The 14,202-nt window shown below is 62.2% G+C and carries 15 protein-coding genes; 11 read left to right on the top strand and 4 right to left on the bottom strand.

All coding sequences use genetic code 11. The annotated features are described in order from the left end of the window. The first annotated feature begins 12 nt into the window (after positions 1-12). A complete protein-coding gene (rimM, locus tag ACYP01_RS24840) occupies positions 13-585 on the top strand; it encodes a ribosome maturation factor RimM (RefSeq protein ID WP_064688991.1) in 573 nt (190 codons plus the stop codon). Between the two features lie 9 nt (positions 586-594). Then, entirely contained in the window at positions 595-1,299 is a 705-nt protein-coding gene (trmD, locus tag ACYP01_RS24835; RefSeq protein ID WP_003942745.1) for a tRNA (guanosine(37)-N1)-methyltransferase TrmD, read from the top strand. On the opposite strand, the gene ACYP01_RS24830 is transcribed toward trmD, so the two are convergent. Then, positions 1,296-1,871, bottom strand: coding sequence for a dihydrofolate reductase family protein (locus tag ACYP01_RS24830; RefSeq protein WP_070162251.1), 576 nt, complete (start codon positions 1,869-1,871; stop codon positions 1,296-1,298). The two genes, trmD and ACYP01_RS24830, sit on opposite strands and share 4 nt — an antisense overlap. A gap of 68 nt (positions 1,872-1,939) precedes the next feature. Here ACYP01_RS24830 and ACYP01_RS24825 point away from each other — a divergent pair, with 68 nt between their 5' ends. Then, the gene (locus ACYP01_RS24825; RefSeq protein ID WP_003942695.1) at positions 1,940-2,518 is read left to right on the top strand and encodes a TetR/AcrR family transcriptional regulator; all 579 of its coding nucleotides are present in this window, start codon (positions 1,940-1,942) and stop codon (positions 2,516-2,518) included. Between the two features lie 4 nt (positions 2,519-2,522). Here the strand turns inward: ACYP01_RS24825 and ACYP01_RS24820 are convergent, their stop codons facing one another. Beyond that, positions 2,523-2,969 carry a GtrA family protein gene (locus tag ACYP01_RS24820; protein WP_003942705.1) on the bottom strand — a complete coding sequence of 149 codons (447 nt, stop codon included), beginning with the start codon at positions 2,967-2,969 and terminating at the stop codon, positions 2,523-2,525. Then, positions 2,966-5,164: a hypothetical protein gene (locus tag ACYP01_RS24815; protein ID WP_459682935.1), complete on the bottom strand. Its 2,199-nt coding sequence runs from the start codon at positions 5,162-5,164 to the stop codon at positions 2,966-2,968. The genes ACYP01_RS24820 and ACYP01_RS24815 overlap by 4 nt, the downstream gene beginning before the upstream one ends. Positions 5,165-5,336: 172 nt before the next feature. On the opposite strand from ACYP01_RS24815, the gene ACYP01_RS24810 reads away from it, so the two are divergent. Then, positions 5,337-6,323, top strand: coding sequence for a glycosyltransferase (locus tag ACYP01_RS24810; RefSeq protein ID WP_003942691.1), 987 nt, complete (start codon positions 5,337-5,339; stop codon positions 6,321-6,323). Next, positions 6,313-7,455, top strand: coding sequence for a dTDP-4-amino-4,6-dideoxygalactose transaminase (rffA, locus tag ACYP01_RS24805; protein ID WP_003942806.1), 1,143 nt, complete (start codon positions 6,313-6,315; stop codon positions 7,453-7,455). Before ACYP01_RS24810 ends, rffA begins: the two co-directional genes overlap by 11 nt. A gap of 27 nt (positions 7,456-7,482) precedes the next feature. On the opposite strand, the gene ACYP01_RS24800 is transcribed toward rffA, so the two are convergent. After that, the gene (locus tag ACYP01_RS24800) at positions 7,483-8,469 is read right to left on the bottom strand and encodes a serine hydrolase (RefSeq protein ID WP_007729299.1); all 987 of its coding nucleotides are present in this window, start codon (positions 8,467-8,469) and stop codon (positions 7,483-7,485) included. A 75-nt stretch (positions 8,470-8,544) separates the two neighbouring features. On the opposite strand from ACYP01_RS24800, the gene ACYP01_RS24795 reads away from it, so the two are divergent. From ACYP01_RS24795 to ACYP01_RS24770, 6 genes are all read left to right on the top strand, one after another. Continuing rightward, complete coding sequence (locus tag ACYP01_RS24795; RefSeq protein WP_047271289.1) at positions 8,545-10,884, top strand: Tex family protein; 2,340 nt, start codon at positions 8,545-8,547, stop codon at positions 10,882-10,884. Positions 10,885-10,988: 104 nt separating this feature from the next. Continuing rightward, positions 10,989-11,876: a hypothetical protein gene (locus ACYP01_RS24790; RefSeq protein WP_317555119.1), complete on the top strand. Its 888-nt coding sequence runs from the start codon at positions 10,989-10,991 to the stop codon at positions 11,874-11,876. Positions 11,877-11,965: 89 nt separating this feature from the next. Further along, entirely contained in the window at positions 11,966-12,307 is a 342-nt protein-coding gene (gene rplS, locus ACYP01_RS24785) for a 50S ribosomal protein L19 (RefSeq protein ID WP_003942791.1), read from the top strand. Between the two features lie 55 nt (positions 12,308-12,362). Then, positions 12,363-13,166 carry a signal peptidase I gene (lepB, locus tag ACYP01_RS24780; protein ID WP_003942787.1) on the top strand — a complete coding sequence of 268 codons (804 nt, stop codon included), beginning with the start codon at positions 12,363-12,365 and terminating at the stop codon, positions 13,164-13,166. Between the two features lie 50 nt (positions 13,167-13,216). After that, on the top strand, positions 13,217-13,897 hold the full coding sequence (locus tag ACYP01_RS24775; protein WP_076948478.1) for a ribonuclease HII: 681 nt from the start codon (positions 13,217-13,219) through the stop codon (positions 13,895-13,897). Between the two features lie 37 nt (positions 13,898-13,934). Continuing rightward, positions 13,935-14,202 (top strand): DUF2469 domain-containing protein (locus ACYP01_RS24770; protein ID WP_459682931.1); only part of this gene is annotated, 268 nt, incomplete at its 3' end.

Raw genomic sequence — 14,202 nt, 5'->3', positions numbered from 1 at the left:
GGCAGTAAACAGGTGGAACTCGTAGTCGGTCGTGTCGCGAAGTCGCATGGCATCAAAGGTGAATTGGTAGTCGAGGTTCGTACAGACGAGCCCGAGGATCGTTTTGCCGTAGGTTCCGTGCTGCGTGGGCGCAAGCCGCGCGAGTCCACACTGAAGTCGTACACAGTGGAAGCCGCCCGGGATCATTCCGGGCGGCTTCTGCTGCGCCTCGAAGGCGTCAGTGACCGTGGCGACGCAGATGCGTTGCGCGGCACACTGTTTGTCATCGACAGTTCCGAACTCGAGCCTTCGGATGATCCGGACGAGTTCTACGATCACGAACTCGAAGGACTGAAGGTCGTCCTCACGGACGGTGCCGAGGTCGGTTCGGTCATCGAGGTATTGCATTCCGCCGCAGGCGAATTGCTTTCGATTCGCCGTACCGGTGAGGCATCCGGCGAATTGCTGATCCCGTTTGTCGCCGCCATCGTCACCTCGGTGTCGATCGCCGACGGTGTCGTGGTGATCGAGCCTCCCGAGGGACTGCTCGACCCGGACTTCGGCGACAAGTCGAACAGCGACAATTCGAACTCAGACAACGACTGATCGTTTGTTATGCGTCTCGACGTCGTCACCATCTTTCCCGAGTATCTCGAACCGCTTCGTGCTGCCTTGCTGGGCAAGGCAATCGAACGTGGCTTGATCTCGGTCGACGTCCACGATCTTCGGTCGTGGACCCATGACGTACACAAAGCCGTCGACGATTCTCCGTACGGCGGCGGACCCGGCATGGTCATGAAACCCACCGTCTGGGGCCCGGCACTGGACGACGTGATCGGGCGCTCCGATTCTTCCGGCCCCGATGATGCCGAGACCATTCTGGTGGTGCCCACTCCCGCCGGCGTTCCGTTCACCCAGGAGACCGCGCACCGCTGGTCCAACGCCAAGCACCTCGTCTTCGCCTGCGGCCGATACGAAGGTATCGATCAACGGGTTTTCGACGACGCCGCCAAGCGGGTCAGAGTCGAAGAAGTCAGCATCGGCGATTATGTCCTGATCGGCGGCGAAGCAGCGGTGCTGGTGATGGTCGAGGCTGTCGTGCGACTGATGCCCGGCGTTCTCGGCAATCAGCTGTCACACCAAGAGGATTCATTCTCCGACGGCCTTCTCGAAGGGCCTAGCTACACTCGCCCGGCTGTGTGGCGCGACCTCGAAGTTCCGCCGGTGCTTCTCTCCGGTGATCACGCGAAGATCAAAGCGTGGCGCCATGAGCAGTCGCTGCAGCGCACGGCCGAGCGTCGACCGGATCTTCTTCCTTAGGTATTTCGCTTCAACCAGGTGATGCTTGCGCCGTCGTCGAGCGATTCGGTTGCAGTCGGTGTGAACAGTGTCGGCTCGAAGTTACCTCTGATCATCGGTATGCCTGCGCCGGCGACTACCGGATACCTCTTGATGATCAACTCGTCGATCTCCGGTAGTAGTTCGCCGGCGAGAGTTCCGCCGCCACACAGCCAGATATCTTGTCCTTCTTCCTCTTTGAGAGATCTGACTACCCCAAGCGGATCGGCGCGAACGATGGTGACGGGGGGATCCTCGGCGTCAGGGATGGTTGTGGAGACGACGAACTGACGCAGGTGCGCGAAGGGGCTTTTCACTCCGGCGGCCAGCCCGGGCTCGTAGGAGCCGCGGCCCATGACGACCGTGTCGAAGGTCCTGTTGGGCGCGTCCTCGATTCCGAGAGCGGGCCGCACATGCGTTGGCACGGTTTCAGGATATCGATCGCATATCCAGGCCGTGATCTGTTCGGAGACCGGGAGGAAATCGAATTCGCCACCAGGCCCCGCGATGTATCCGTCGAGGGACGCTCCCACGTAGTACACAAGCTTTCGCATATAGCGCTCCGTTCGTAGTACTATGTTTGTAGTGGTTTAACCTAGGGCCGTGTCAGGAGTGATGTCAAGTGCGAAAGAACCCGGAACGCCGGCTTGCCCTGATCGACGCGGCAATCGAGGTGTTGGCCCGAGAGGGTGCTCGAGGCTTGACGTTTCGAGCCGTCGACGCCCAGGCAGCAGTGCCGAACGGGACAGCGTCGAACTACTTCTCCAATCGCGACGACCTGCTCACTCAAGCGGGTGGCCGGATCTACGAGCGACTGATTCCGGAGGACCTCGAAGGGATGATCGATCCCGTCAACGGCACCGATCGTGAGCGCCTGGTGACGCTCATGCTCGACGTGGTCGAGCGCGTCACCTCGTTCGGAACGGGTTTCCTCGCGCTCATGGAGTTGCGACTGGAGGCGACGCGTCGACCGGACCTGCGAGCGGTGCTGACCGTCCGCATCCGAGAAGACTTCGATCTGAACGTAGCCAATCATCTGGCGTCGGGCGTGCCGGGTGATGCGATGACCGTTCGCCTGCTCTATTTGTCGCTGAACTGGCTCGCACTGGATCGCCTCACATTGCCGAACCTGTTCGGAGAGGAAGATATTCGGACGATCGTCGAGGCAGCGGTGGATCGAGCGCTACCCCGCGAATCGTAGAAGGTCAGTGCCGTTCGGCAGGTTTGCGGCGGAACGAGAAGTATCGATGACCGAAGAAGCTCACACCCGCAACGATCAACATGACAACCGCCTGGGCGGGAAGCGGCGGGGCATGCAGAATCGACACCGCGATTGTTCCGAGTATCAGATTCAGCACCAGGCCACCGGAATTGACGACGATGAACGCTCCCAGGTCGCGTGCCACATGTCCGCGGACGCGGAAAACCAGAGTCCGATGCAGAACGAAAGCGATGAGCACGCTGATGGAGTACGCGCCGATCACAGCCACTTGATACAGATCCTTGTTGTCGAGGATCAGTGACCAGACCACGAAGAGCACGTATCCGATCGCCGTATTAGCCACTCCGACAATGGCAAATGCGATGGGCTGATGCTTGACCACGCGAAGCAGTGGGCCGGGGTTCTCGGGTGATGCGATGTCTTCGGTCATGAAGACTCGGTTTTCACGGTGTTGATCCCGTCCTTGCGTCGGGTCCGCAGATACATCCACTCGAGCACGCCGAGTCCGAGGACTCCGGCGACCATCGAAGCGCCGCCGACCTTCCATCCCGGGGGACGCCACGTCAGGACAAGTTCCGCGTCTTTCGTACCGGCTGGAACGTCCACGGTGACAAAGGACTTCGCGACGACGTCGATCGGGACAGGCTGACCGTCGATGCTCGCCCGATATCCGGGCCAGCCGAGCCGTGCGAACACAACCTTGCCGCCGGTCTCCGAACTGACACGAAGGGTGCTCGACATGTTCGATTCCGCGATCGACGTAGCCTCGACGCCGTGGGCGTCGGCGATGCGTCCGTTGCGTGTCGAGACGGGGCCGTCGACGCGTTCGAGTACCGAGATGTAGTTCTCGTGTCCGGGGTAGTCGACCCATTTCCATCCGTCGGGAGCCGGGTTCTTGCGTGCATCGGGGTAGAGAGCGTTCTGAAGTACGACGCGGTCCACGTTCATCAGGTCGACGATGGTGCGGCCGGTGGTGGGTTCGACGGTGAATGCGCGCCGAAAGGCGTCGGGGCAGACGCTCATGTCCCAGCGCATGCAGAGCAGATCACCGAAGTAGAAGTGCCCGTTGGGGGTGTAGCCGCTGGTGTAGGTCAGTTCGAGGTCTTTGGGGTAGTTGCCGAAAGCCAGGGAACCGTACGCTCCGTCGAGGGTTTTGTCCCCGGGGGCGATGAGTGCACGGTCGCCCAGTTGCAGTGTCGTGCCTTCGAAGTCGGGGAAGGCCTCTTTCATCTCCGAGCGGGATTCGGGCAGGTTCCAGCTCATCGGGGTTGGTTGCGCGGCCCGAACCTGGGCGTAGGCGATGGGGGAGACCGCGACGATCGCTACGAGGCATGCGAAAGCAGTGCCTTTGGTACGGCCGAGCCAGACCATCGCGGCGCCGAGTGCGGCAACGAGCAGGGCTGAGATCACATGCCATTTCGCGAGCCCGGGAGCTGCCGAGGCTGACCGAATCAGAAGCAGGCCCACGAGGATTCCCGCTGCAACGCAGCGCCCGCGCAACTTTTCGGTCGTGGCGTAACGCCCGAGCAGGATGCACACCAGAAGCAGGAGTCCGATGGCCACCATCGGAAGTACGCGCGCGGGCCACCGCAGTGGGCCGATCGTGCTCGGCCCGGCAGTCCACATGAGGACGGCGACCGTGAAGATCCCGACGGCGGTCAATTCGCGTGCCGCGGCGCGTGCCTTGCCCCAGTCGATGAATGCCAGGGCGGGTATGAGGAACCAGGCGATGTAGACCATGGGCATGGTCTGGATGTATCCCCACCACGAGGTGAACGCGGGCATCGTGCTCGGCAGGCTCGCGTTCAGCGATTCCGACCACGGGACGGCGAGGAATGCATCGTTCTTGACTTCGGATGCACCGCGCCAGGTGACGTCCGCGGTGAGCAGGCTCGGCAGATACGTCGCGAGACCGGCCAGAGCGGCACACGCGGACACCGCCAGAAGCCGCAGTGACGGCAGCCAACGCCGCTGATAGACAACTTCGCCGATTGCGACCGCGCCGATCATCAAGCCGGATTCGACTGCGGGGAAAACATATTGGACCGACATCGCGAGATACAAGAACACGAAGGTCGGGATCGGACCGCTCTTACCTCGGGCGTAGCGGATTGCCGACGCCCACGCCTGAACCATCCAGGCAGTACCGGTGAAGGCAGTCATCCAACTGGCCGAGTCGAAGAACAGCAGGAAACCGGTGAACGGAATCGAGACGCCGGCGACGGCAGCCCACGTGGGCTTCGAGCCGTACTCGAGGCAGATCCGATAGACGCCGAGTGCAAGGATGATCGCGAAGATCAACTTCACGATCGTCGCGTACAACGCCAGGTTGTCGAAGGACGGTGCGATCAGGTCGATCAGGAGTTGCGGTGGATTGAGAAGGCCTGCTTCCTCGATCGCGTAGTTGCCCGCCATCCAGTTCTCGGGGACGAGCACCGGGAGGTGTCCTTCTCGCAGACTGCGGCCGAGCATGACCCACAGCGGCGCGTATTGGGACTCGGTGTCGTCGGTGTAGAAGTGACGAGCATTCGCGAGCACCACGGCCAGATAACCGGCGATGACACCGATCGCCGTGACGGCGCCCCACTTGTACACGTCTGCCCGGGCGAGAGTGCGAGTTTCCACCACGAGTTCCAGACCTTAACAGGGCAGGTGGGGCGTACGGAGACGCGAGCGCGTCACGCGCCGCCGGCATCCGAAGTCAAGACATCTCTGCGTGTTAAAGTTCGCGACGGTGTGGGCCCGATCGTGCCTGTCTCTCGGCGCCAGTCGAGCCCCCTGAAGGGAGTGGAAGCGAGTGCACTCGATTTCCGTCGTAGTGCCCGTTTATCAGGGCGAAAAGACGATCACGGCGCTCGTCGAGGAGTTGGACGGCCTGGGCACACCGAGTGCGACGCCCGGTGGTGCGCAGTTCTCCGTCGACGAGATCGTGCTGGTTCACGACAACGGCCCGGACCGCTCCGACGTCGTGTTACTCGAATTGGAGCGCCGTTTCGAGCAGGTGCGTGTCGTGTGGCTCAGCCGCAACTACGGCCAGGACGCGGCGACCATCGCCGGCATGGCCGCTGCAACTGGACAGTGGATCGTGACGATGGACGAGGACGGCCAGCACGACCCGGTGCACATCGGGGCTTTCCTCGACACCGCGCTGACGGAGCGATCCGATCTCGTGTATTCCAAACCCACGAACACACGCCCGCACGGATTCTTGCGGAACCTGACCTCGCGCGGCGCAAAGATCGTCTTGGCGACGGTATTCGCGTTCCCTGATTCGACGAGATTCGAAAGTTATCGCCTGATCCGCGGTGACATCGGCCGTCAGTTGGCCGGCGTCGCGGCCAACGGCGTGTATCTGGACGTTGCGCTGACGTGGGTTGTCGGTAACACGGCCACGGCGCCGGTGACACTTCGAGCCGAAGGCCGCGAAGAATCCGGGTACAACTACCGCCGTTTGTTCTCGTTGTTCTGGAAGATGGTGTTGTGTAGCGGAACACGCGGTCTGCGGCTGGTCAGCCTGCTCGGAGTCACCCTGGCGTCGGCCGGTGTGATCATGGCCGCGGTGATCTTCATCGGGGCCATGACCGGCGACAACAACGATCCCGAAGGATGGGCGTCGATCATCATGGCGCTGTTGGTCTGTTCGGGTGCGATCCTGTTCTCGCTCGGACTCATTGCCGAATATCTCGGTGTGGCACTGCACGTCCTTGTCGGAAAGCCGCTGTATCTGACTGTCGACTCCCCGCGGCCCGGAACCTCGATCGATCGGCGTAGTCGTGAGCACTGATCGCATCATCTTCTCCCGCCCCTATCGGGCATCGAACGAATTGTCGAATCTGGCAACGGTTCTGGAGTCCGACCACATTCACGGTGACGGACGTTTCACCAAGTCCGCGACTGCAGCGCTCAAGGCGATCACCGGATCCACGCATGCTCTGCTGACCACCTCGTGCACGCATGCACTCGAATTGGGTGCGCTGCTGCTCGAATTGGGCCCGGGCGACGAGGTAATAGTTCCGAGCTTCGCGTTCAGTTCGGCGGCAACCGCCGTCGCGTTGCGCGGGGCCACTGTTGTTTTCGTCGACATCGATCCGAGTACCGGCAACATCGACCCGGCGTGCGTCGCGGCGGCGATCACCGAACGCACCAAAGCTGTACTGGTCATGCATTACGGCGGAGTCGCCGCGGACATGGAACCTCTCCTCGACCTCGCGGAACTCCACGGCGTTGCGTTGATCGAAGACAACGCTCACGGACTCGGCGGAAAGTGGCGCGGGCGCTCGCTCGGCACCATCGGAACAATCGGAACGCAGAGTTTTCACGACACCAAGAACGTTCACTGCGGTGAGGGCGGCGCGCTGTTGCTCTCCGACGATCAGTTGATGACTCGCGCCGAAATCATCCGTGAGAAGGGGACCGACCGTGCGCGTTTCCTGCGCGGGCAGGTCGACAAGTATTCGTGGCAGGACATCGGGTCGAGTTATCTGCCCAGTGAACTCAATGCCGCCGTCCTCGACGCACAACTCTCCGAGTTCGACGCGATTCAGGCGGCCAGGCATCGCGTCTGGGATGCCTACAGCGTGAGTCTGGGCGAGTGGGCGGCCGCGAACGGTGTCGTGCCCATGGCGGTGCCCGATGATCGCGAGCACACTGCGCACCTGTTCTATCTCAAGATGCCGACCGAAGAGAGCCGTGACGGCTTGATTCGGCACCTTGCCGGTGACGGAATCGTGGCGCCGTTCCACTACGTTCCGCTCGATACGAGTGCGGCCGGTGTGCGCTACGGACGAACACCGCAGCCGTGCGTGCGTAGTGCCGAGTTCTCCGCGTCGATCCTTCGACTGCCGCTGTGGCCCATGCTCACGTTCGAACAACAGGACCGTGTCATCGGTTCGGTGCTCGAGTACAAGCAGGCTTGAGGACGAACACGACCGCGTTGGATCGACTCAGGGCCCGGAAGCTTCGGGCATCGCCGAATCCGCGGTCGTGGATGCCGCTGCCCAGTCGTCGATGCTTCCGCTCGGGAAGAGAATCTGCGTGACGCCGGTGACCGTGTCGCGAGCGTGCAATGCACTTTCGTCGTCGACGGCATCGGTGAACGAGGTGTCGGGATAGAAGCTGTCCTCATCCGTGTACTGGACGTCTTCTCGCGAACCGATCGCGATGATGTATCGGTTGTCGTCACCGACGATGCCGGTGGACAGATGGATCCACTTGTCCTCGACACAGCACATCCAGCCCTGTTTGACTCCTATGACGGGCTCGCCGAACAAGGCCTCGGGCAGGCCGAATCTCTGGTCGTAACCGTCGGTTCCTTCGGGAGTGGATTGCCGCAGGTACTCGACGAACTGCTCGACCCGTTCAGGTCCGAGTTGATCGGAGTCGTCGAGGACACCGCTGTAGAAGGTGACCAGGTCACGTGTCGTGGTCTCGGTGTTCCACCACATTCCGTCCCAGGGCGGCGTCGTCGCGGTCAGTGCATAACGCTCGGCGACGCGGGTGATCACCTCTTGGCCGCCGACCTCGTCCCACAGGAGGTTGGCTGCGGTGTCGTCGGAGGATTCGAGCATCGCCGCCATGAGGGTGCGATCGTCGTCCGTGATGGGTCGCTCACCGCGCGCATCCTGATGAAGTAGATCCTCGGCGATGAAAAGTTTTGCCACCGAGGCTGTTTCGATCTGCTGGTCACCGGCGACGTCGAGGTACTTGTCCGAGGAGCGGTCGAGGATGGCGATGGAGACGTCCGCACCACGCCCGAGCGCAGCTACCTGAGCCTGTCCCAGACGGCCGTCGAGGGTCTCGGCTACCGGAACATTGGTGTCGGGAAAGGCGGGGGTCTGCATCGGATCATCCGGGTTCTGTCCACCGCTGCACGAAGCCGCAAAAGTAACTGCGGCCACCATTGCGGCAATCCGGACGTACCGCGTACTCATTTGTTTCCCCCGGTAGCCCTGACACGGCACTGTTGCCGATCTTCTTGTCTCAGGATAGCGGTAGGGTCGGATCTCGTGATTCTCAAGACCGTGAACCAGCGCATTGCCGAGGAACTCGACGTCCGCGAAGGCCAGGTTGCAGCAGCAGTCGACCTTCTCGACGGCGGAGCCACGGTGCCCTTCATCGCCCGGTACCGCAAGGAAGTCACCGGCACGCTCGACGACGCCCAGCTGCGACTCCTGGACGAGCGGCTGCGGTATCTCCGCGAGCTCGACGACCGTCGTGACGCCGTGCTCACGGAGATCGACTCTCAGGGCAAACTCGACGATCAACTGCGCGGTCAGATCATGCTGGCCGAGACGAAAGCGCGGCTGGAGGACATCTACCTCCCCTTCAAGCCGAAGCGGCGCACCAAGGCGCAGATCGCCCGCGAGGCCGGCCACGAGCCCGTCGCCGATGCTCTCATCGGAGATCCCACCACCGATCCCGCGAAGTATTCGGACGAGCAGCTCGACGGTGCCCGGTCGATCCTCGTCGAGCGCTTCGCCGAGGACGCCGATCTGGTCGGTGAATTGCGTGAGCTGATGTGGAATCGCGGCCAGGTCGTCTCCTCGGTCCGCAAGGGCAAGGAAACCGATGGCTCGAAGTTTGCTGACTACTTCGAGTTCTCGGAACCGTTCTCCAAATTGCCCTCGCACCGCATCCTCGCCGTCCTGCGCGGCGAGAAGGAAGAAGTGCTGTCGCTCAACATGGCGGCAGACACCGAAGAACTCGCGCCGGGGGAGCGCACGGTCTACGAAGGCCGCATCGCGTCGCGGTTCGAGATCGCCGACCGCGGTCGGGCCGCCGACGGGTGGCTTCTCGACACCGTCAAGTGGGCGTGGAAGACGAAGTTCGCCGTCACGCTCGGTATCGACACTCGGATGCGTCTGCGGCAGTCGGCCGAAAAGGACGCCGTCGACGTCTTCGCCACCAACCTCAAGGATCTACTCCTCGCAGCTCCCGCCGGCGCCCGACCCACCATGGGACTCGACCCCGGATTCCGCACCGGAACGAAGGTTGCCGTCGTCGATGGAACCGGCAAAGTTGTTGCCTACGAGACGATTTACCCGCACCAGCCGCAGAACAAGTGGGACGCGGCTCTCGCGACGCTTGCCCGACTGGTCGCCGAACACGGCGTCGAACTGATCGCCATCGGCAACGGCACGGCCTCACGCGAGACCGACACGCTCGCTACCGAACTGATCAAGAAGACCGGCGCGCCCAACCTGACCAAGATCGTCGTCTCCGAGGCAGGCGCATCGGTGTACTCGGCTTCGGCCTACGCGTCGCAGGAACTTCCCGACCTCGACGTCTCGATTCGCGGTGCGGTGTCCATTGCGCGTCGCCTGCAGGATCCGTTGGCGGAGTTGGTCAAGATCGATCCCAAGTCCATCGGCGTCGGTCAGTACCAGCACGACATCACCGAATCGCTGCTCTCGCGTTCCCTCGACGCCGTCGTCGAGGATGCCGTCAACTCGGTCGGCGTCGACGTCAACACCGCGTCCGTGCCGCTGCTTGCTCGGGTGTCCGGAATTGCAGGATCCCTTGCAGAGAGCATCGTCGCGCATCGGGACCAGAACGGTCCGTTCAAATCCCGCAAGGGTCTCAAGGATGTCTCCCGCCTGGGACCCAAGGCATTCGAGCAGTGCGCAGGCTTCCTGCGGATCACCGACGGCGACGACCCTCTCGACGCGTCGAGCGTCCACCCGGAGGCATATCCGGTGGTTCGCAAGATCGTTGCGAGTGCAGGCGGGGACGTGCGCACCGTGATCGGAAACTCGCAGGCACTTCGATCGGTCAAGGCGTCCGACTACGTCGACGAGCGATTCGGTCTACCGACCGTCACCGACATCATCTCCGAGTTGGAGAAGCCGGGACGAGATCCACGACCCGAATTCAAGACCGCAACCTTTGCCGCAGGTATCGAGAAGGTCGCGCATCTCAAGCCAGGCATGACCCTCGAAGGCGTGGTCACCAACGTCGCAGCCTTCGGTGCCTTCGTCGACATCGGAGTTCATCAGGACGGTCTGGTTCACGTCTCGGCGATGTCACACAACTTCGTCAAGGACCCACGCGAGGTCGTCAAGTCAGGTGACGTCGTCAAGGTGAAGGTCCTCGAAGTGGACGAGGCACGCCAACGCATCGGGCTGACGCTTCGTCTCGACGACGAGGTGGGAGCGCCCCGCAAGTCCGAAGGCCAGCGAGGTGGGCAACCTCAGCGGCAGGGCCAGCCGCAGGGCCAGCGTCAGGGGCAGGGTCAGCAACGAGGAAATGGCGGACGCCAGGGCGGACGCGAGCAGCGACCGGACAACCGCGCGCCTGCTGCCGGGTCGATGGCCGACGCTCTGCGCAAGGCGGGCTTCGGCAAGTAAATCCGTCCGCCGGGTTTTCGAAGTCCGTATCGTCACAATCGAGTCGGTTGGGGGTATGAATCCGATCAGGGTCGGATCATGAATTCGGTGAAGGGAGGACAGTGATGCGGGAGTGGCTCGAGCGCGAGATCATCGCCCATGGCCGATTGCCGTTGCTGTTCTTCCTGCTCGGGTTCCTGTCCGCCTTCCTTTTCATCCGCCTCAGCGTCCGGATGATTCGCGCGCAAGTGAAATGGTGGCCGGGCAACATCGCGCCCGGAGGCCAGCATGTGCATCACGTCGTGTTCGGTGTGATCGCCATGATGATCTCCGGTGGTGCGTTGATCGCGGTCTACGTCGATGGTTCGCAGACCACCGGTGCCGTCCTGGCGGCGATCTTCGGTATGGGTGCGGCGTTGGTGCTCGACGAGTTCGCACTGATCTTCTATCTGAAGGATGTGTACTGGTCCGAACAAGGTCGGACCTCGGTGGATGCGGTCTTCGTCGCGATCGCCGTGACCGGTCTGGTGCTGCTGGGTTTCCGCCCGCTCGAACTTCTCGACGTCGCCGGATTCCGTGAAGAACGCGATCCGTGGATCAAATTGGTCTTCGTTTTCGTCGCGTTGATCAACTTCGCCTTGGCCGCCATCGTGATTCTCAAGGGGAAGATCTGGACGGGGCTCGTCGGTCTGTTCGTTTTCCCGTTGCTGGTAATCGGAGCGGTTCGCCTGAGCCGGCCGGGTGCACCGTGGGCTCGCTGGCGGTACACGCGCAAGCCGAAACGGATGAACCGCGCGCTCGAACGTGAACGGAAATGGCGTCGGCCCGTCATCCGGGCCAAGATCTACGTTCAGGATCTGATAGCCGGATCGCCGAGCGTCGAACATGCGATGACCGCGGCCGAGCAGGAACTGGACCACACCGTCCACGCAGCGCCGCCGCCACCGATTTCCCCGCTGGTATCCGCGTCTGGCACAATGGACGGGTTGCCTGGACCAGGCAGCAGCACTTGATCTGGGCACGAACCAGACGAGCGCCGTTTCGGGAGACCGAAACGCGTGCCGCTCGGTTCCTCTGCTCCTGCGAAATACAAGGATGACATATGAACACCCTGGACTTCCTGGACAAAAAGTCGCTCCGCGACGACATCCCCGAGTTCCGTCCCGGCGACACGCTCAACGTGAACGTCAAGGTTATCGAAGGCTCCAAGGAGCGCGTGCAGGTCTTCAAGGGCGTCGTTATTCGTCGCCAGGGCGGCGGCGTTCGCGAGACCTTCACCGTCCGTAAGGTCTCCTTCGGCGTCGGCGTCGAGCGCACCTTCCCGGTTCACAGCCCCACGCTGGCCTCCATCGAGGTTCTGACCCGCGGTGACGTCCGTCGCGCCAAGCTGTACTACCTCCGTGAGCTTCGTGGCAAGAAGGCGAAGATCAAGGAAAAGCGCTGATCTTTCCGATGAGCCCGGCACCGCGTACGCGCGGTGTCGGGCTAATCTGGTTTCTGTGGCAGATTCTTCGAAGGAGCAGGCATTGTCGTCCGGACCCGAGAATCACGAGGGATCAAGCGGTTCCGCGGAACCGACCTCACATCGGCCGCAGAAGAAACAGCGATCGTTTCTGCGAGAACTCCCTGTTCTGATCGGCGTAGCGCTGGTACTCAGCATCGTCCTTCAGGCATTTGTCTTCAGAGTTTTTCTCATCCCATCCGAGTCGATGGAACCGACACTGCACGGCTGTGCGGGATGTACCGGTGACCGCATCGTGGTGGAGAAGATCGGATACCGCTTCGGCGATCCGGAACCCGGCGACGTCGTCGTCTTCAAGGGACCCGATTCGTGGAACACGAAATATGTGTCCAATCGGTCCGACAACGTTGTCGTCCGCGGCATTCAAGAGGTCGGTTCGTGGGTCGGCCTCGTTCCGCCGGACGAGAACGACTTGGTCAAGCGAGTGATCGCTACCGGCGGCCAGACCGTCGAATGCTGTGACGATCAGGGCCGAGTCCTGGTCGATGGCAAGCCGCTCGACGAGCCGTACATCAAGATGGATTTCCCGTTCACCCCGGGAACACAGACGTGTGACACCGAACTGAAGTCGGGCCGCTGCTTCGGGCCGATCACCGTTCCCGAGGGCCACGTGTGGGTCATGGGTGACAACCGCAGCAATTCCGCCGACTCGCGCTACCACGTCGACGACGAGTTCCAGGGAACCGTCCCGATCGACAACATCATCGGTCAAGCGCGATTCATCGTCCTTCCCCCGTCGCGAATGGGCGGCATCGATGCGCCTGATATTCAGGGCAACTGAGTTGTCGGACCGCACACATGGATTCGCGTAGTTCCGAGTAGGCAGAGACAGTGAGTAGTTGGCCCCCTCGCGTTGTCATTCGCAGATCGGCAGGTCTGCGGACGATGGAGTCTGCGTTGGCGCGAACCGGACTCGGTCCGGTGGCCGGCGTCGACGAAGCCGGGCGCGGAGCGTGCGCTGGTCCACTTGTCATTGCAGCGTGTGTCCTGGCGCCGAAACCGCAAGCAGCCCTCGCGCGGCTCGACGATTCGAAGAAGCTGACCGAACGTGCGCGCGAGGAGCTTTTCCCGGCGATCAAGCGCTTGGCTTTGGCGTGGAGTGTCATCTCTGTTCCCGCTGCGGAAGTCGATCAGATCGGCATCCACGTCGCCAACATCGAGGGGATGCGGCGAGCAGTTGCGGGCCTCGACCTCGAACCGGGCTACGTTCTCACCGACGGATTCCGGGTTCCGGGTCTGACGGCTCCGTCGCTACCGGTCATCGGCGGTGACGGCGCCGCTGCATGTATCGCTGCGGCAAGCGTTCTCGCGAAGGTGACCCGAGATCGTGTGATGACCGAGATGGACGACACTCATCCGGGATACGGCTTCGCGATTCACAAGGGATACAGCACGCCACTGCACATGGACGCACTCGACGCGCTGGGGCCGTGCCCCGAGCACCGCATGACCTATGCCAACGTGGTGGCTGCGGGAGTCCGGTTGGAACAACGCGCGGGCCGTACGGGATGATGGACGTTCAGACGAACTGGGAGGACTGGCTAAACCGATGAGTGCCGAGGATCTCGAGAAGTACGAAACCGAGATGGAGCTGTCGCTCTACCGTGAATACCGGGACATCGTCGGACAGTTCTCCTACGTCGTGGAGACCGAACGACGTTTCTACCTGGCCAACACGGTCGAGTTGCTGCCCCACAATTCAGACGGGGAGATCTACTTCGAGCTGCGGATGTCCGACGCCTGGGTGTGGGACATGTACCGCCCGGCGCGATTCGTGAAATACGTACGCGTCGTGACCTTCAAGGACGTCAACATCG

The organism is Rhodococcus sp. no. 34 (genome assembly GCF_054589475.1).
This window is presented reverse-complemented; position numbering and strand designations above follow the sequence as displayed.